Source organism: Actinosynnema sp. NPDC049800 (genome assembly GCF_040656635.1).
Lineage (GTDB): Bacteria > Actinomycetota > Actinomycetes > Mycobacteriales > Pseudonocardiaceae > Actinosynnema.
In genome coordinates this window covers 101,234-118,408 of record NZ_JBFAMT010000016.1, presented here as the reverse complement: position 1 = coordinate 118,408, position 17,175 = coordinate 101,234, and the positions used below count along the sequence as shown (strand labels likewise).

The following is a 17,175-nucleotide window of genomic DNA, read 5'->3' as shown; positions in this document are numbered from 1 at the left end:
GCCCGGAGTGAACCATGGCGTACTACCGCCAGGTGGGTGAGATCCCCCGAAAGCGCCACACCCAGTTCCGCACACCGGAGGGCGGGCTGTACGCGGAAGAGCTCATGGGGGTCGAGGGCTTCTCGGCCGATTCGGCGCTGCTCTACCACCGCCACCTGCCGACCGCGATCGTCGACGCGGTCACCGTCGAAGAGACGCGCGGCGCGTTGACGCCGAACCTCCCGCTCAAACCGCGGCACTTCAAGACACCGGCGTTGACCTGGGAGTCCGCCGAGGTGGACGCGGTCACCGGCCGCCGCACGCTGTTCGGCAACGCCGACGTGGTCATCGGTTTCGTGACCGCCACCGCGCCCAGCCCGCTGTACCGCAACGCGGCCGGCGACGAGCTGCTGTACGTGCAGTCCGGCGAGGGGGTGGTGGAGACGATCTACGGCGCGCTGCCGGTCGCCGAGGGCGACTACGTGGTGCTGCCGACGTCGTGCACGTACCGCGTGGTGCCGTCGGAGCCCATGAACATCCTGGTGCTGGAGGCCACCGGACACATCGGACCGCCGAAGCGGTACCTGTCGGCCAAGGGCCAGTTCCTGGAGCACTCGCCGTACTGCGAGCGCGACGTCCGCGGGCCGGCGGAGCCGTTGCTGGTCGAGGGCGAGGACGTCGAGGTGCTCGTGCGGCACCGCGCGGGCCTCACCCGGTTCACCTACGCCAATCACCCGTTCGACGTCGTCGGCTGGGACGGCTGCCTGTACCCGTGGGTGTTCAACATCCGCGACTTCGAGCCGATCACGGGCCGCGTGCACCAGCCGCCGCCGGTGCACCAGACGTTCGAGGGGCCGAACTTCGTGGTGTGCTCGTTCATGCCGCGCAAGGTCGACTACCACCCGTTGGCGATCCCGGTGCCGTACAACCACGCCAACGTGGACTCGGACGAGCTGATGTTCTACGTCGGCGGCAACTACGAGGCGCGCAAGGGCTCCGGCATCGGCATCGGCTCGCTGTCGCTGCACCCGTCCGGCTGCACGCACGGGCCGCAGCCGGGTGCCGTCGAGGCGTCGCTCGGGGTGGACTACTTCGACGAGACCGCGGTCATGGTCGACACCTTCCGGCCGCTCGACCTCGGCGAGGCCGCGGTGGCGTCCGAGGACCCCAAGTACGCCTGGTCCTGGGCACGTCGGGGTCCTGACCTGGATTGATCGACTTTCTGCCGTCGAGTGCCCCGATTCTGTCGGTGGATGCCTCTAACGTCTGCCGGCATGGACGCACAAGCGCTTCTGGAGCAGGCCCCGGACGGCCAGGTGGCGAGCAGCGCCACCCGGCTGGCGGGGTTCTCCGGGTGGCAGGGGACGGGTCGCAGCGACACGGCCCTGTGGGGTCTGTGCAAGGGCAGCGGCAAGAACCCGTACCAGGTGTGCGTCGACCTGGGCGACCGGGCGACGAAGTGCTCGTGCCCGTCGCGGAAGTTCCCGTGCAAGCACGCGTTGGCGTTGCAGCTGCGGGACCTGCGCGAGCCGTTCCCGGTGGCGGAGACGCCCGACTGGGTGACGGAGTGGCTGAACCGCCGCAAGCGTGCCGCGGGTCCCGCCGGGTCGGGCTCGTCGGGCTCCTCCGCCTCCGACGAGTCGCCGGAGGCGGTCGAGCGGCGGGCCAAGGCCAAGGAGAAGACGGCCAGGGCCAGGGAGAACGCGGTGCGCGCCGGCGTCGCCGGGTTGACCGACTGGCTGGGCGACGTGGCCGGCGCGGGGTTGGCGGGGCTGCCCGCGCGTGACGCGGCGTGGTGGCACTCGACCCAGGCGCGGATGGTGGACGCGCAGGCCAAGGGGCTGGCGTCGGCGGTGGACGAGGTGCGCGGGATCGTGGCGGCGGGCGGGCCGCGGTGGGCGCACGACGCGGCGGACCGGCTGGGCGGGCTGCATTTGTTGGCGCGGCTGTCGTCCTCACCTGATCCAGTGATTCGCCGCCGGCTGGGGTTCTCCGTGGCCGAGGAGGAGGTGCGCGCCGGTCCGGGTTGGACGGACCAGTGGGCGCCGTTGTTGAAGGTGGAGAGCGACGACGGCCTCGTGCGGACCGTGCGGCAGTGGGCGTGGGGTCGGGCGCACGGCTGGGTGGTGGCCGTGCGGCATGCCGGTGGCGGCGCCCGCCCCGTGCCGCCGTTGACGCACGGGGTGCAGGTGCAGGGGGTGCTGCACCCGTATCCCGGCGTCCCGCCGCACCGGGTGGCCGTGGGCGAGTTGCTGGTGGAGCGGCAACCGGACCCGGTGCCCGCGCCGGCGTCGTGGCGTGCGGCGCTGGCCGGGCTGGAGGAGCAGCTGAAAGCCGACCCTTGGCAACGCCTCCACCCGCTGGGCTGCGCGGCGGTCCGGGTCAGTGCGGACATCAGGCACCTGGTCGACGGCGAAGGCCGCGGCCTCCAGGTTCGCGGCGACCTTGCCTTGGACCAGGCGCTGGCGCTGACGGGCGGCGAGGAGTTCGACGCGTGGGGCCTGTGGAACGGCCGCGAACTGCGCCTGGGCGCCGTCGCCACGCCGGGCGGAGCACCGGAGGTAGTGGGATGATCACGCAGGCAGCACGGGCACTCCTCGAACACGATCGGGTGATCATCGCCCGAAAATGTACGGAAACACCGTTACCAACCCTCGGTTGCATACGAGGAACCGCGACCCCCCAACCCCACCCCCGACCGACCAGCCGCCCCCGTCCCACCGACCACCGTCCCACCGACCCCCGTCACGAAACCCTCCGACGCACCACCACCCCAGCCGAACCAACCACCTCAGCCGACCCAGCCAATCCGGCCGACCCAGCCAATCCGGCCGACCCGGCCGACCCAGCCAATCCGGCCGACCCGGCCGACCCGGCCGACTGGATCTCGATCGGCGGCCGGCCATGACCCTCCAAGCCGAATGGGACGAGGCCGTCCAAGCGGCCCTGATCGGCGCCCACCGCGCGGGCACGACGCCGACCGCCCTGCTGGACCGCGTCGCCGCCCTGGGCCTGGCCGCACACGGCGCGCAGCTCCCGCCGCCCGTCGACACCCCGCCGCTGCCGGCCGCCCCGGCGTCCGACGACGTGCGCGCCCACCCGGCCGCGAGGTCCGTGCTGGTCCAGATCCTGGCTCTCGACGACCAGGTGCTGCTCACGGAGTGGTGCGGCATGGCCAAGACGGCACGCGTCGTCGCCGACCACCGCGAGCTGCCCGCGCTGCTCGGCCTGGGCACCGCGCACCCCGGCCTGCGCCCCGCCGTGTCCGCCGTCCTCGGCGCCCGCGGCCGGTGGCTGGCGGCCATCCGCCCGGCCTGGGCGTGGGCGGCGACCGGCGCGGTCGCGGAGGAGATCGACCTCGAACAGGCCCTCGACCTGCCCGGCACGTCCCGCCTCGCCGCCCTGCGCCGCGCCCGCCACCAGGACCCGGCGGGCACGCGCGCGTTCCTGGCCGCGCAATTCGAGGTCCAACGCCGCGCCACCGACCGCCAGGTGCTGATCAGCGCCCTGGAGGCGAACCTCGGGCCGGACGACGAACCGCTCCTCGAACGCGCGCTGGACGATCGCGCGATCGGCGTGCACGACGAGGCGTTGCGGCTGCTGCGCACCCTGCCCGCGTCCGACCTGGCCGAACGCGCCGCCGAACGCCTGCACCGCGGCCTGTGGCTGACCGCGGACGGCTTCGACGTGCAGACCGACGAGCTGTGGGCCGAGACGTCCCCCGAGCCGGACGAGGCCCGTGACCTGCTGAAAGACGGTTCCGAGGCGGGGGTCGCGGGTCGGCTGCGCGGCGCGGCGGCGAGCGTGCCGCCACAGCACTGGACCGGCCGGCTGAACACCGACGACAAGGGCGCCGCCGCCGAACTCGCGCGCGGCCCGTGGGCGAGTTCGCTGCTGCGCGGCGTGGCGCAGAACCTGAAGCTCGCCGACGACGCCCGGCCGTGGGCGGTCGCGGCGACCCGGTCGCTGACCGGCATGGAGCAGCTGGAGATGCTCGGCGGCCTGCCCGCCGAGCTGGCCGCGCGCACCGTCGTCGAGGTGTCGCGGCAGTGGAACTACGACCTGCTCGACCACGCGTGCTCGCAGTTGCCCGGGCCGTGGAGCGCGCAGGCCACCGCGGACCTGCTCGACCGCTACGCCGGGATGCGCGACCCGAGGTGGCGCGCCGGCCGGCCGCCCGCGGTGCTGCTGGCCAGGGGTGACGCCGAGGTGCTCGGCGCGAACTGGGCCCGCATCACCGAGCGCTGGCCCGAGCACACCGTCGAACTCGACGTCCTGCGCCTGCGCATGCAGCTGCGCGAGGCGTTCAACCACCGGGAGGAAAGCCAGTGACCACCGAATCCGTGCTGCGGCCCGCCGCGGAACAGCAGTACGCCGCCGAGCTCGCGGCCCTGGCGGCGGCGGACGACCGGCCCCGCCCGCCGCAGTGGCGGATGTCGCCGCAGGCGGTGGTCACCTACGTGCTCGGCGGCACGCTCGCGGACGGCACCGTGATCACGCCGAAGTACGTCGGCGACCGGCGGCTGGTCGAGATCGCCGTCGGCACGCTGGTCACCGACCGGGCGTTGCTGCTGGTCGGCGTGCCGGGCACGGCGAAGTCGTGGCTGTCGGAGCACATCGCGGCGGCGGTGAGCGGCAACTCGACGCTGGTCGTGCAGGGCACCGCGGGCACGGGCGAGGACCAGGTCCGCTACGGCTGGAACTACGCGCGGCTGATCGCCGAGGGGCCGTCCGAGGCGGCGGTGGTGGCGAGCCCGGTGATGACGGGGATGCGCGAGGGCGCGGTCGTCCGGGTCGAGGAGCTGACCCGGATGCCCGCCGAGGTGCAGGACTCGTTCATCACGATCCTGTCCGAGAAGACGCTGCCGATCCCGGAGCTGGGCGTGCAGGTGCAGGCCGTGCCGGGGTTCACCGTGATCGCCACCGCGAACGACCGCGACCGCGGCGTGAACCAGATGTCGTCGGCGCTCGCCCGCCGCTTCAACACCGTCGTGCTGCCGCCGCCCGCGACCGAGGACGACGAGGTGGAGATCGTGTCGGCGCGGGCCGCCCAGCTCGGCCGGGCGTTGCGGCTGCCCGCCGAGCCGCCGGCGTTGGAGGAGGTGCGCCGGGTGGTGCGGATCTTCCGCGAGCTGCGCAACGGGTCCACTGTGGACGGACGCACGCAGCTGAAGAAGCCGAGCGGCAGCCTGTCCACGGCCGAGGCGATCTCGGTGGTGACCAGCGGCATGGCGTTGGCCGGGCACTTCGGCGACGGCACGATCACCGCCGACGAGCTGGCGTCCGGCTTGCTCGGCGCGGTGGTGAAGGACCGCGTGTCGGACACGGCGGCGTGGCAGGAGTACCTGGAGGCGGTGGTGAAGGAGCGCGCCGAGTGGCGTGACCTGTACCGGGCGTGCCAGGACACGGTGGGCTGATGGCGCGCGACCAGCCCTTGCCGGAACGGGTGACGCTGCTCGGTATCCGGCATCACGGTCCGGGTTCGGCGCGCATGGTCGCGGCGGCGTTGGCGGCCGTGCGGCCGGAGGTGGTCCTGATCGAGGGACCACCGGAGGGTGACGCCCTGTTGCCGCACGTGCCGAACCTGACCCCGCCGGTGGCGTTGCTGCTGCACGACGAGGCGGAGCCGGCGCGGGCCGCGTTCTGGCCGTTCGCCGAGTTCTCGCCGGAGTGGCGGGCGATGACGTGGGCGCAGGCCAACGGCGTCCCGGTGCGGTTCTTCGACCTGCCGGCCGCCGCCTCCCTGTCCGACCCCGAGACACCCGAGACACCCGAGACTCCCGACTCCCCCGACACTCCCGACACCTCTGACTCCCCCGAGAACGCACCGAAGGCGGCGCTCGACCCGCTCGGCACGCTGGCCGAGGCGGCGGGTTTCGACGACCCCGAACGCTGGTGGGAGGACGTGGTCGAGCACCACACCGACCCGCGTGACCTGGCCGAGGCGGTCGCGGAGGCGATGGGCGCGTTGCGGGAGGAGTTCGCCGACCAGGTGGACGTCCGCACGTTGCGCCGGGAAGCCGCGATGCGGCAGAACGTCCGGCAGGCGTTGAAGGACGTCGAGGGCCCGATCGCGGTGGTGGCCGGCGCGTGGCACGTGCCCGCGCTGCGCACCCTGCCGCCCGCGTCGGTCGACGCCGCGGCGCTGAAGGGCTTGCCGCGCAAGAAGATCTCGGGCACGTGGGTGCCGTGGAGCCACGGTCGGCTGGCGGCGTCGTCCGGTTACGGCGCGGGCGTCGCTTCGCCGGGTTGGTACGCGCACTTGTGGGAGTGCGCCGAACGCGGCGACGCCGTGCCGCGGTGGTTCGCGAAGGCGTGCGCGGTGTTACGGGCCGAGGACTTGCCCGCGTCGACGGCGAGCGCGGTTGAGGCGGTGCGGCTGGCGGACGCGTTGGCGGCGATGCGCGGGCGGCCGTCGCCGGGGCTTTCGGAGGTGATGGAGGCGTCGCTGGCGGTGTTGTGCGGCGGTGACGCGACCCCGCTCCGCTTGGTGCACGAGCAGTTGGTGGTCGGTGAGCGGTTGGGCGTGGTGGGCGACGACGTCCCGACGTCACCGCTGGCCGCGGACCTGGCGCGGTGGCAACGCCGGCTGCGGATGCCCGCCAGTGCGGCGATCAAGCCGATGCGCTTCGACCTGCGCAAGGACACCGATCGCGAACGCTCGAAGTTGTTGCGGCGCTTGGAAGTCCTCGACGTCCCTTGGGGCACGCCGGACACGACCCGGACCCTGGGCACGTTCGCCGAGGCCTGGCAGCTGCACTGGCGGCCGGAGTTCGCGGTCGCGCTGGCCGTCGCCGCGCGGCACGGCACGACGGTCGAATCCGCCGCCCGGACCGTGCTGATCGCCCGTGCCGCGGCGGCCACCCGGGTGGTCGACGCCGCCGAAACGCTGAGCCAGGCCGTGGGGTGCGAGATCCCGGAGGCCGTCGCCGCGTCCCGCCAGGCCCTGGACCGCTGCGCCGCCGCCGCGACCGACGCACTGGAACTCCTGTCCGCCCTGCCGGACCTGGCGACGACCGTCCGCTACGGCTCGGTGCGCGGCACGGATCCGGAACTGCTTCGCGTTGCGCTGCACGGATTGCTGGCCCGCGGCGCGGTCGGCCTGCCGCTCGCGTGCCGGGGCGTGGACGAGGACACGGCGGAACGGGCGGTCAAGGCGGTCGAGGGCGCGGACGACGCGGTGCGCCTGGCCGCCGACGACGAGCACCGCGACACGTGGCAGCGCGCGCTGAAATCGCTGGTCGCGATGCCCGACACGCACGGCCTGCCGACCGGCCGGGCGACGCGCCTGCTGTGGGAAACGGGCGCCCTGGACTCCGACGAAGTCGCCACCCGCCTGCACCGCGCGGTCTCGCTGGCGGCCGGCGCGACCGCGTTCGTGGCGGGCTTCCTGCGCGGGTCGGCCGCGCTGCTCACCGCCGATCCACGCCTGTTCGGCGTCGTGGACGAGTGGCTGACCGGCCTGTCGGGCGCGGATTTCGCCGCCGCGCTGCCGCTCCTGCGCCGCGCGGTGGGTGATTTTAGCCCGGCCGAGCGCCGGATGCTCGGCGACCGGGTCAAGGGCACGGTGGCGGGCGGTGCGATGGCGGCGGGCGACTGGGACGAAGAGCTCGCGGCACGTCTTGCCGGCCACGTGCGCGATCTGCTGGGTGCGGGCACGTGACGCGCGTGACGCGCGTGGCCACGCGGCAGAGGCAGGGGCAGGAGGTGGCGGGCGGGGTGCGGGGTGAGGCGGCCCGTGGTCGAGAGGCGGTGGGTCGGGAGGCGGTGGGTCGGGGTCGTGGGGTGGGTGGGGCCAGGGGTCCGGGGGGTTGGGATGGGTGGTGGTTGTCGGGGCTCCTCATGTTTTAACCGAGGGGCGGTAACAGTGTTTCCGTACATTTTCGGGCGATGATCACCCGATGGTGTGACTGAGGGCCCTGGGGTGGCCGGGATGGCAGGTGGGCGCGTGACGCAGGATATCGCGGTTGAGCGGCAGCGGCGGTGGAGGTTGTTGTTGGGTGGGGCGGCCGGGGATCTCGGTGCGCTCGGCGAGGACGACCAGCGGCGGGATTCCGCGTTGACCGGGTTGTACGGCGGTGGTGGGGACGCGGTGGACGCCGGTGGCAAGCGCGGTGCCGGGTTGGGTGGGTCGTCGCCCGTCCTGCACCGGTGGTTGGGCGATGTCCGCACGTACTTCCCCAGCTCGGTCGTCCAGGTGATGCAGAAGGACGCCGTGGAACGCCTGGGCCTGCGCCAACTGCTCCTCGAACCGGAACTGCTCTCCAGCGTCGAGCCGGACGTGAGCCTGGTCGGCACGCTGGTCTCGCTCTCCCGCGCCATCCCCGAACGCACCCGCGAGACCGCCCGCGCCGTGGTGCGCAAGGTGGTCGAGGACATCGAGCGCAAGCTCGCCGACCGCCTCCTGGCCGCCGTGCACGGCGCGATCGACCGGTCCCGCCGCACCAGCCGCCCGCGGCTGTCCGATGTGGACTGGAATCGCACGATCCGCAAGAACCTGCGCCACTACCAGCCCGACCAGCGCACGGTGATCGTGCAGGACCTGGTCGGCAACAGCAGGCGCAGCCGCCAGGCCTCGCTGCGGGACGTGGTCCTGCTGGTCGACCAGTCCGGCTCGATGGCCGAGTCGGTCGTCTACTCCGCCGTGCTCGGCGCCTCGCTGGCCTCGTTGAAGGCCGTCGACACGAAGCTGGTCGTGTTCGACACCGAGGTGGTGGACCTGACCGAGCAGCTCAAGGACCCGGTGGACCTGCTGTTCTCCACCCAACTGGGTGGCGGCACGGACATCAACCGCGCCGTCGCCTACGGCCAGTCGCTGGTCCGCCGCCCGACGGACACCGTCATGGTGCTGATCAGCGACCTGTACGAGGGCGGTGTGGCGCGGGAGTTGCAGCGGCGCGTGCGGGAGTTGGTGCAGAGCGGGGTGACGGTGGTGGTGCTGCTCGCGTTGTCCGACGGCGGCACGCCCGCCTACGACCACGAGCTGGCCGCGAAGCTGTCCGAGCTGGGCGCGCCGGCGTTCGCGTGCACCCCGGACCGGTTCCCGGACCTGCTGGCCACGGCCCTGCGCCGCGAGGACGTCGCCGCGTGGGCCGAGCAGAGCGGGATCCCGGTGGGCCGGTGAGCCTCAGCGGATGACGATCCGGCCGAGCGTCGTGAACGGCGCGCCCCTGGTCAGCACGGCGGTCCGGCCGCGCGGGTCGGGTCCGGCCAGCCACACCCGGCCGCCGCGGCGGATGTTCTCGCGGACGCGTTCGGGGATCTCGGCCAGCCGCAGGAACGTCCGGTCGGAGCCCGCCGTCTCCAGGTACGTCTGCCGCCCGACGCGGGTGCGCCCCGGCACGAAGTGCACCGAGACGGCGTGCCGGGGGTAGGTGTCGAGCAGCCGCCGCAGGGCGCGCCGCGAGAAGAAGTGCCGCAGCCCGGGCACGGCGAGCTCCACGCACAGCGGTGTGAGCACGAACACCCAGCGCGACCCGGCCCACTCCGAGACGACCCACAGCGTCAGGAAGGCGAACACCGCCAGCCCGAGGAACCCGACCGCGCGGCGATCCGCACTGGTCAGGCACTTGTCCACCCAAGCCTCGCCCACCACCGCTCCCAGCAAACCAGAAGTCCCCCCGGTGGGTAACCGAATAGATGATCAGCAAACTCACCGGCGGACGACCTTCGCCGGGAACAGCTTCGGCACGCCGCGGAACGTGACCACGGTGTTCCCGGCGCGGTCGGGGGCGACGACCCACGCGCGCCGGTGCCGGTTGATCCGCCCGCGGGCGAGGGGTCCGGCGCTGACGTCCAGCACGAGCGGCCGCGGTCCGTGCACGACGAGCAGCCCGCCGCGCCAGTGGATGCGCACGTAGACCCACGCGTGCTCGCCGAGGACCTCGGGCAGCACCTGCCGCCGCGTCAGCCCGAACCCGAGGACGAGCACGGAGAACAGCAGCAGCACGAGCGGCAGGGCGGACGACACGGTGAACACGAAGATCAGCGCGAGCTGGAGCACGAACGCGAGCGCGCCGACCACGACCCAGCCGAACGCCCGCCGGCCCGCGATCTCCATGCAGTACCGGGTCCACCGGTCGTCGAGGGCCGCTCCCCGGGTGGACGGCTTGTTCGGCACGACCACGAGCCACCTCCGCCAGGCGTGCCAAGGTTACGACGAACGCGCGGCCCGCCGAATCGGCCAACCGGACCGAACCGCAGACCGACCGGGGCGACCCGAGGGCCGACCGGGGCGATCCGAGGGCCGACCGGGGCGATCCGCGGCGCTTTTCCCGCGCGCCTGGTCGGCACGGCCGCGGCGGACCCCCTAACCTGCCTGGACGACTCCGGCCCGGCGGAGCGCCGGTAAGCCGGTCGTGGGACTACCGCCGCGGGGCCCCATCAAGTTAGGCTGCCCTAAGTTGGGAGGTGAGCGGGTGAACGAGACACGTCGTCCGCCGGCGCCGCATCCGGCGGAGCGGGCCCGCACGATCGCCGCCCGTGGTGGGCGCGCGGCCCTGCTGCCCTCCGGCGGCACGGAGAACCGGATCACCCCGGTGCTGCACCACGTCCACGCGGACGGTGACGCGACGATCGTGCTGCCCGACGGGCACCCGCTGGTCGAGGCCGCGCGCGGGACCGAGGTGACCGCGATGCTGGAGCTCGCCGACCAGGCGCCCGTGCAGCTGCGCGAGCCGGTCCGGGGGCTGCTGTGGATCACCGGTTGGCTGCGCACGCTCACGCCGGGGGAGGCGCGCGAGGCGAGCCTCCAGGTCGCCGAGGCGCGGCCGGACCCGCGGCTGCTCGACGTCGGGCACGGCGCGTCGGCGCTGCGGCTCTCGCCCGCGTCGCTGGTGGTGGCCGACGCGGAGGGCACCACGTCGTTGCGGCCGGAGCTGTTCGCGCAGGCGGAGCCGGACCCGTTCGCCGCGCACGAGGACCACTGGCTGCGCCACCTGGAGCTGTCGCACCGGGACGTGGTGGGCCTGCTCTCCCAGCACCTGCCGGAGGAGCTGAGGGGCGGTCACGTGCGCCCGCTCGGCCTGGACCGCTTCGGCCTGCGGCTGCGGGTGGAGATGGCGGACTCCGACCACGACGTGCGGATCGCGTTCTCCCGCCCGGTGGGCACGGCGCAGGAGCTGGCCGCGGAGCTGCGTCGCCTGATGGGCTGCCCTTTCCTGGCCCAACGCCGGTGACGCCCGCGCGGTTAACGTAGGGGCGTGATCGAAGACCTCGACGCCCGGACGCGCCGCGGCTACCGGCTGGAACTGCTGCTCGTCTTCGCCGTGACGCTCGGGTTGTCCGGGGCGCGCAGCCTGGTGCGGCTGCTCGACAGCCTGCTCGACCCCGTGCCGCTGAACGAGCAGAAGGTCGCGATCAACGTCCCGCAGGCGCGGTTCGACCTGCTCGACCTGATCGCGCAGCTGCTGGGCGTCGTGCAGCTGGCCGCGTGGGGCGGGCTCGGCCTGTACCTGCTGTGGCAGGGCGGGATCAAGCTGAAGGCGCTCGGGCTGGACCGGACCCGCGTCGGGCCGGACGCGCTGGGCAGCCTCGGGCTGGCGGCCGTGATCGGCGTTCCGGGGCTGGTGTTCTACCTGGTCGCGTGGAACCTGGGGTTGAACCTGGCCGTGCTGCCGTCCACGTTGGACTCCTCGTGGTGGCGCAGCGCGGTGCTGGTGCTGTCCGCGGTGGGCAACGCGTGGGCGGAGGAGGTGCTGGTCGTCGGGTACTTCATCACCCGGCTGCGGCAGCTCGGGTGGCGGGAGAACACGGCGTTGCTGGCCAGCGCGGTGCTGCGCGGCTCGTACCACCTGTACCAGGGGTTCGGCGGGTTCATCGGCAACGTGGTGATGGGCCTGGTGTTCGGCAAGGTGTGGCAGCGCACGAACCGGCTGTGGGTGCTGGTGGTGGCGCACGCGCTGCTCGACGTGGTCGCGTTCGTCGGCTACACGCTGCTGCGCGGGCACGTGTCCTGGTTGCCCTGAGGTCCTCCGCGCGAACGACGCCCGGTCAGCCGCGAGGCGGACGCGTGGCGACAGCCGCTCCCGACAGCATCAGGTGACCCGACAAGAGGGGGGACCTGATGCGCACCACAGCACTCGCCGTCGCGGCCGTCGCGACTCTCGGTCTGGCCGCGCCCGCGGCCGCCGACACCGGCTTGCGGATCACGATGCCCGAGCTGAGCGGCCGGCACGCCGTCGGCACGACCGAGCTGCACCTGGTCGACCGGCGGCCGGACCCGTGGCGACCGGCGGAGGACCGGGAGGTGATGGTCACCGTCACCTACCCGGCGCACGGCTCCGGCGGCGGACGCGCGCCGTGGATGACCTCGGGCGTGGCGGCGGCAGTCGACCGGGAGGCGGGGCTCCTCGACATCCCGCCCGGCGCGGTCGACTGGGGTTCGACCCGGCGGCACGCCCGCACCGGCGCGCCGGTCCTCGGCCGGTGGCCCGTCGTGCTGCACTCGCCCGGTTTCGGCTCGGCGCGGGAGCTGGGCGCGGGTCTCGTCGACGACCTGGCGAGCCGCGGGTACGTCGTCGTCTCGATGTCGCACACGCACGAGTCGCTCGCGGTCGAGTTCCCCGACGGGCGGGTCGAGCCGCCGATGATCGACGAGGACGACCCCACCCAGTTCAAGACCGCGCTCGACGCGCGGGTGGCCGACACCCGGTTCGTGCTCGACCAGCTGGGTTCGATCGCGCGCGGGCACAACCCGGACGCCGAACGCGACCCGTTGCCGCGCGGGCTCGGCCGTGCGCTGGACCTGTCGCGGGTCGGCATGTTCGGCCACTCGTACGGCGGGTTCACGGCGGGCGAGACGATGGTGCACGACCGGCGGATCGACGCGGGGATCAACGTGGACGGCGCCATGTCCCACGGCTTCGGTGACGGCTACCGGCCGGGCGAGGTCGTGACGCGCGGGCTGGACCGGCCGTTCATGCTGGTGGGCGCGGACTTCGTGGACCCGGTGACGGGCGGGCGGGTCGAGCACTCGCACCTGACGCCGGAGTTCGACCCGACGTGGGCGGACTTCTGGGTGAACCAGCGCGGGTGGAAGCGCGACCTGCACTTCGACGGGGCGACGCACTACAGCTTCACCGACCTGCAGTTCGCCGTGCCGCAGCTGGGCGGGGTGATCAGCCCGGACAAGCAGCGGGAGCTGGTGGGCGAGATCGACGCGACCCGGTCGTCGGCCGCGCAGCACGAGTACTTCGCCGGGTACTTCGACCTGCACCTGAAGGGGCGCGACACCGGGCTGTTCCGGGGCGACTCGCCGCAGCACCCCGACGTGCGGTTCATCGCCTGAGCGTTCGACCCGGGTCAGTGGACGAGGAGGAAGCGGGAGGTGGTGTGGGCGGCGGCGGTGACGACGGTGCGGGCGACGCCGGCCGAGTCCAGCAGGGTCTCGTCCAGGTCGGCGACGGCCAGGGCGGCGTTCTCGGCGATCCGGGCGGCCGGTTCCGACAGGGCGGCGGCGAAGGCGCGCCAGCCGGCGATCTCCTCCGGGCCGCCGGCGGCGTCCCGCGCGAGCAGGGCGCCCACCTCGGCCAGGCCCACGCCACCGCCGCGGATCACGCCCTCCTGCACCGCGCTGTCCACCGCGCGCACGGCCCGCCGCACCTTCTCCACGTCAGCGGCGGGCGCCCGGATGAGAGCGGCGGTGTGACCGCGGTTCGCCCCGGGGTGGGCCAGCACCGTTGTGTCCCGTTCGGTCACCACGACCCTCGCCGCGCGGCCCAACGACGACTTCAACGCCGGGTCGCTCCCCCAGTACGGGTAGTGGATCGCGCCGCCGACCACGCGCTGGAGCCGCTCCACCTCGTCCAGCTCGGCGGTCACCGCGACCACGTCCCGCGTCCCGCCCACCCGCAGCAGCTCGGCGAGCTCCGCGTGCGGCAGCATCTCGCAGACCACGAGCAGCGGGTGCTCGCCGAGCTCCAGCCCTCCCGTCAACCGGTCGACGTCGGTCAGCCGACCGGCGGCCAGCAACACCCAGGCGTCCTGCAGCACGACGGTGCCGCCGACGGTGTCGGTGACGAACCGGTCGGACGCGTAGCCGCGGTCCAGGCGCAGGCCGCGGTGGAACTCGAGCTCCAGCTCGAACCGCTTGCTCTCCTCGACCAGGACGGGGCCGACGGCCACGGACCCGACGAGCCGCCCGACCTCGGGGTCACCTGAAGCGGTGGTGGCCAGCAGGGTCAGCTCGTCCGGCTGCAACGGCCGCGCCAGGGACAGTTCGATCAGCTCGTCCGCACGGGCGGCGGCGGCCGTGACGCCGCGCAGCAGCCGCACCGGGTGGTGCCCGTCGCGCATCGCGTCGACCAGCCCGCCGATCGCGCCGCGCGCCACGGCCACCGCCGACGCCGCGCCGTCACCGGCCTCCCGTCGAACCTCCCGCACCAGGTCGCGCACGTACCCGGCGCCGAGCCGGTCACGCGGGTCGTCCGGCTCGAACGCGTCCGCGATCGCCGACGCGTCGGACAGCTCCACCGGCCGCCGGTCGACGAACACCACGGCCCGCCGCCCCATCGGGCCCAGCGTCCGGCACACCGGCTCGGCGGCGGCCCGAAAACCACGCGCCACCAGCAACTGCGCGGACGTGTACGACGCCGTGCCGCGCGGCCGACGTCCCGAGGAGCCACCGGCGCGGGCGATCCGCAGCGGCTGCGACGAGCCGTGCGCGAAGTACTGCGGCGTCTGGTCGGGGCGCCTGGCGCGCACCTCGGCCTGCGCGTACTTGAACAGCTCGTCGACGTCGATCCACCCGTCGCCGTCGAGGTCGGCGCCGCCGCCTGCCAGGCCCTCGATCAGCACGTCGGTGAACAGCGACGCGAGCGGCGCGTCCAGGGACAGCGAGTCCTGCTCGAACGCGTACTCGTAGGCGTTGGACGCGGTCATCACCACGTACCCGGAGCCCGCCCCGTCCAGGGCCCCGCCGTCGAGCACGCCGGTCCCGCCCGCCTTGAAGCCCTCCACGAACGCGCCGCTGAAGCAGCAGTCCAGCAGCAGGACCCGCCCGGACGCCCGGCAGTCCTCCAGCTGCTCGTTGAGGAACGAGCGCGGTATCGCGGTGCCGGCGGGCCGGTCCTGCACGGTGTTCGACGCGGCGAAGTACAGCCGCCGCGCGGGGGTGGTCAGGCCGTGGCACGAGAAGTACAGCAGCACCAGGTCGTCGGCCTCGCGCGGCGCGAGCAGGTCCTCGACCGCGCGCCGGATCTCGTGGTCGGCGCGGTCCCGCAGCACCTCGACCGTCGTGAAGCCGCCGACGTCCGGGTCCTCCAGCACGGCGGCGAGCCGTTCCACGTCCTGCTCCGGCGCGCGCAGCCGGCTCAGCCGGACGTCCTCGTACTCGCCGGTCGCCACCAGGAGCGCGTGCCGGCCCACCTCACCCCTCGCCCTCGTGCTCGCGCAGCCACGCCTCCAGCAGCGCCTTCTGCGAGCGGGCGTCCACGCCCTCGACGGTGATCTCGTCGTCACGGGTCTTGATCGTCACCTTGCGCGCGCTGCCGCGCTGCACGAACGACGTGACCACGGACGCGACCGCGGCGGCCACCGCGGCGGGCAGCGCGCCGTTGAGCACGAGCTCGGCGACGGTCGCGCCCGCGCCGCTCTTGGAGCCCTCCGGCGACGCGGCGGGCGCGGGCCGCGCGTCGACCTTCGCGCCCCTGACCAGCTCTTGCAGCAACTGGCTCGTCGCCGAGGCGGCGTGGCCAGGCGCGTCGACGAACAAGCGGAAGTCCGACACTGATCCTCCCCCGGTAGAACACGATCATCCCGCAACCGCACCCCCGGACCGGTAGTCCACGTGACAACGCAACGTTCACAAAGCCCCAGCACCCGATCACGCAATGAATCGCCGTTCGAAGGCGGTCATACGATCGAGTCTCGCCGGAACAGGCCACTCAGAGCTGCTGATCCGACCGACCTCGGGTTACCCTCGATCCGTGACTGCGCACATCGCCCAGACCGCGTCCACCGACGGCGAGCCGGCAGCGGCGCCCCGCGTCGACAGCGAAGTCGGACCCCTGCGCACGGTGCTGCTGCACCGTCCCGGCGCCGAGCTCAAGCGGCTGACCCCGCGCAACAACGACCAGCTGCTGTTCGACGGCGTGCCGTGGGTCGACCGGGCCCAGGAGGAGCACGACGCGTTCGCCGAGCTGCTGCGCGGGCGCGGCGTCGAGGTGCTGCTGCTGGCGGACCTGCTGGTCGACGCGCTGCACGACGACCGGGCCCGGATCGCGGGGATCCACAGCGCGGTCAACGAGCGGCGGCTGGGCATCGACCTGGCCGACGCGCTGCGCTCGCACCTGGCCTCGATCAGCCCCGACCAGCTGGCCACCGCGCTGATGACCGGCATGACGTTCGAGGAGCTGCCCGCCGCCGAGGGCGCGTCACTGGTGCGCAAGATGCACCACCCGATCGACTTCGCGGTCGACCCGCTGCCGAACCTGCTGTTCACCCGCGACTCGTCGGTGTGGGTCGGCGACCGGGTCGCGATCACGTCGCTGGCGCTGCCCGCGCGCGACCGGGAGACCGCGCTGACCGACCTGATCTACGCCTACCACCCGCGGTTCCGCCGCACCGGCCGCGCCTACGGCGCGCACTCCGCGCCGGTCGAGGGCGGTGACGTGCTGCTGCTCGCGCCGGGCGTGCTGGCGATCGGCGTCGGCGAGCGGACCACGCCCGCGGGCGCGGAGTCGTTCGCCCGGTCCGCGCTGGCCGACGGCCTGGCGCACACCGTGCTGGCGGTGCCGATCACGCAGGAGCGGGCGACCATGCACCTGGACACCGTGTGCACGATGGTCGACCGGGACGCCGTGGTGATGTACCCGGCGGTGCGGGACAACCTGTTCGCCTACCCCGTGCGGTCCGACGGCGGGGGCGGCGTCGTGGTCGAGGACCGGCGGCCGTTCCTGGAGGCGGCGGCCGACGCGATGGGCATCGAGCGGCTGCGCGTGATCGACACCGGGCTCGACCCGGTGACCGCCGAGCGCGAGCAGTGGGACGACGGCAACAACACGCTGGCCGTCGGCCCCGGCCTGGTGGTGGCCTACGAGCGGAACGTGGAGACGAACGCGCGCCTGGAGGACGCGGGCGTCGAGGTGATCCGGATCAGCGGCTCCGAGCTGGGCTCCGGCCGCGGCGGACCGCGCTGCATGTCGTGCCCGATCGACCGCGCGCCGCTCGTCTGAAACGTCCCGGAAAGGGTTGCCT

The 17,175-nt window shown here is 73.6% G+C and carries 14 protein-coding genes; 10 read left to right on the top strand and 4 right to left on the bottom strand.

Features of this window, described 5'->3' with window-relative positions:
* Nucleotides 1-14: 14 nt before the first annotated feature.
* From AB0I91_RS20720 to AB0I91_RS20695, 6 genes are all read left to right on the top strand, one after another.
* On the top strand, nucleotides 15-1,193 hold the full coding sequence (locus tag AB0I91_RS20720) for a homogentisate 1,2-dioxygenase (RefSeq protein WP_499608117.1): 1,179 nt from the start codon (nucleotides 15-17) through the stop codon (nucleotides 1,191-1,193).
* Between the two features lie 60 nt (nucleotides 1,194-1,253).
* Nucleotides 1,254-2,552: an SWIM zinc finger family protein gene (locus AB0I91_RS20715; protein ID WP_499608115.1), complete on the top strand. Its 1,299-nt coding sequence runs from the start codon at nucleotides 1,254-1,256 to the stop codon at nucleotides 2,550-2,552.
* A 331-nt stretch (nucleotides 2,553-2,883) separates the two neighbouring features.
* Nucleotides 2,884-4,311, top strand: a complete 1,428-nt coding sequence (locus AB0I91_RS20710) for a DUF5691 domain-containing protein (RefSeq protein WP_499638234.1) — start codon at nucleotides 2,884-2,886, stop codon at nucleotides 4,309-4,311.
* On the top strand, nucleotides 4,308-5,396 hold the full coding sequence (locus AB0I91_RS20705) for an ATP-binding protein (RefSeq protein WP_498771156.1): 1,089 nt from the start codon (nucleotides 4,308-4,310) through the stop codon (nucleotides 5,394-5,396). The genes AB0I91_RS20710 and AB0I91_RS20705 overlap by 4 nt, the downstream gene beginning before the upstream one ends.
* A complete protein-coding gene (locus tag AB0I91_RS20700) occupies nucleotides 5,396-7,642 on the top strand; it encodes a DUF5682 family protein (protein WP_499638231.1) in 2,247 nt (748 codons plus the stop codon). Before AB0I91_RS20705 ends, AB0I91_RS20700 begins: the two co-directional genes overlap by 1 nt.
* A gap of 270 nt (nucleotides 7,643-7,912) precedes the next feature.
* The gene (locus AB0I91_RS20695; protein WP_499638228.1) at nucleotides 7,913-9,103 is read left to right on the top strand and encodes a VWA domain-containing protein; all 1,191 of its coding nucleotides are present in this window, start codon (nucleotides 7,913-7,915) and stop codon (nucleotides 9,101-9,103) included.
* Nucleotides 9,104-9,106: 3 nt separating this feature from the next.
* Here AB0I91_RS20695 and AB0I91_RS20690 read toward each other — a convergent pair whose 3' ends face one another.
* Entirely contained in the window at nucleotides 9,107-9,571 is a 465-nt protein-coding gene (locus AB0I91_RS20690) for a hypothetical protein (RefSeq protein WP_498771162.1), read from the bottom strand.
* A gap of 60 nt (nucleotides 9,572-9,631) precedes the next feature.
* Complete coding sequence (locus tag AB0I91_RS20685) at nucleotides 9,632-10,105, bottom strand: hypothetical protein (protein WP_498771164.1); 474 nt, start codon at nucleotides 10,103-10,105, stop codon at nucleotides 9,632-9,634.
* Between the two features lie 292 nt (nucleotides 10,106-10,397).
* On the opposite strand from AB0I91_RS20685, the gene AB0I91_RS20680 reads away from it, so the two are divergent.
* From AB0I91_RS20680 to AB0I91_RS20670, 3 genes are all read left to right on the top strand, one after another.
* The gene (locus AB0I91_RS20680; protein WP_498771166.1) at nucleotides 10,398-11,156 is read left to right on the top strand and encodes a DUF2470 domain-containing protein; all 759 of its coding nucleotides are present in this window, start codon (nucleotides 10,398-10,400) and stop codon (nucleotides 11,154-11,156) included.
* 24 nt (nucleotides 11,157-11,180) lie between these two features.
* A complete protein-coding gene (locus tag AB0I91_RS20675) occupies nucleotides 11,181-11,945 on the top strand; it encodes a CPBP family intramembrane glutamic endopeptidase (protein WP_498771168.1) in 765 nt (254 codons plus the stop codon).
* Nucleotides 11,946-12,043: 98 nt separating this feature from the next.
* Nucleotides 12,044-13,267: an alpha/beta hydrolase family protein gene (locus AB0I91_RS20670; RefSeq protein ID WP_499638225.1), complete on the top strand. Its 1,224-nt coding sequence runs from the start codon at nucleotides 12,044-12,046 to the stop codon at nucleotides 13,265-13,267.
* 14 nt (nucleotides 13,268-13,281) lie between these two features.
* Here the strand turns inward: AB0I91_RS20670 and AB0I91_RS20665 are convergent, their stop codons facing one another.
* Together AB0I91_RS20665 and AB0I91_RS20660 are read right to left on the bottom strand one after the other, a co-directional pair.
* Complete coding sequence (locus AB0I91_RS20665; protein WP_499638222.1) at nucleotides 13,282-15,345, bottom strand: caspase, EACC1-associated type; 2,064 nt, start codon at nucleotides 15,343-15,345, stop codon at nucleotides 13,282-13,284.
* Between the two features lies 1 nt (nucleotide 15,346).
* Nucleotides 15,347-15,706: a hypothetical protein gene (locus AB0I91_RS20660; protein WP_498771174.1), complete on the bottom strand. Its 360-nt coding sequence runs from the start codon at nucleotides 15,704-15,706 to the stop codon at nucleotides 15,347-15,349.
* 199 nt (nucleotides 15,707-15,905) lie between these two features.
* Between AB0I91_RS20660 and AB0I91_RS20655 the strand changes: the two genes are divergently transcribed.
* The gene (locus AB0I91_RS20655) at nucleotides 15,906-17,153 is read left to right on the top strand and encodes an arginine deiminase (RefSeq protein ID WP_498771176.1); all 1,248 of its coding nucleotides are present in this window, start codon (nucleotides 15,906-15,908) and stop codon (nucleotides 17,151-17,153) included.
* Nucleotides 17,154-17,175 lie beyond the last annotated feature (22 nt).